This is a genomic window from Lactobacillus sp. N54.MGS-719, from assembly GCF_000980505.1.
Taxonomy (GTDB): Bacteria; Bacillota; Bacilli; order Lactobacillales; family Lactobacillaceae; genus Lactobacillus; species Lactobacillus amylovorus.
Genome location: NZ_LARO01000124.1, coordinates 1 through 1,013, shown reverse-complemented (window position 1 = coordinate 1,013; position 1,013 = coordinate 1). Strand labels below are relative to the sequence as shown.

Here is a 1,013-nt window from a genome sequence, read left to right as displayed (position 1 = left end):
GCAAGTAATAAAGAATGCTAAGGCAATGGCCGAAACTTTTGCTCAATCAGACAATATTCGGGTGGTTTCAGGTGGTACTGATAACCACTTGATGATCATTGATATTACTGACACTGGTTTGACTGGTAAGGATGCGCAAAACTTGCTTGATTCTGTTAACATTACGACTAACAAGGAATCAATTCCGGGTGATAAACGTAGTCCTTTTGTTACTAGTGGTTTAAGAATTGGTACACCAGCAATTACCAGCCGTGGTTTTAATGAAGAAGATACAAAAAAGACTGCATCTCTAATTATTGAGATTTTGTCGGATCCTAAAAATGAAAAAGTGATTGAACATGTCAAAGATGAAGTTCATGCTTTAACGCAAAAACATCCAATCGAATAAGGTAAATAAATGATAGTCCTGGTTTTATGGCAGGGCTGTTTTTGTTATAATTAACAATCAAAATATTAATTGTAATAGGGATGGGGATTGTGTGGGAAAATTAAAACGACATAAAATAGGTTTATTTTCAGCTGTGATGCTAGCTCTTAATTCATTGATCGGTTCCGGTTGGTTATTTGGAGCAGGTTCAGCTGCTAAGATTGCTGGACCAGCGGCCGTATTATCCTGGATTCTAGGTGCAGTAATCATTATTTCGATTGCGTTAACTTATGTAGAACTAGGGTCAATGTTTCCTGAAAGTGGTGGTATGAGCCGATACGCGCAATATAGTCATGGACCGCTGTTGGGCTTTATTGCTGCTTGGGCTAACTGGATTTCATTAGTTACATTGGTACCTATGGAAGCCGTGGCAGCTGTGCAGTACATGAGCTCATGGCCATGGAGTTGGGCTAATTGGACTAAGAATTTTATTAAGAATGGTGACATTACTTTTAAAGGAATTGGTGTTGTTTTCATTTTTATGTTGATTTTTACTATGATTAACTTTTGGTCAGTAAAAATTATGACGCACTTTACCAATTTAATCTCGATTTTCAAGATTCTGTTACCTACTTTAACAATTGTG

1 protein-coding gene and 1 pseudogene are annotated in these 1,013 nt (G+C 37.1%); both read left to right on the top strand.

Going from position 1 to position 1,013, the window contains the following annotated elements; all coding sequences use genetic code 11:
• Positions 1–388: pseudogene (gene glyA / locus WS44_RS09545) on the top strand (serine hydroxymethyltransferase); the annotation flags it as partial.
• Between the two features lie 91 nt (positions 389–479).
• Positions 480–1,013, top strand: a 534-nt coding sequence (locus tag WS44_RS09540; RefSeq protein WP_046434122.1) for an amino acid permease, incomplete at its 3' end; no start/stop codon positions are given.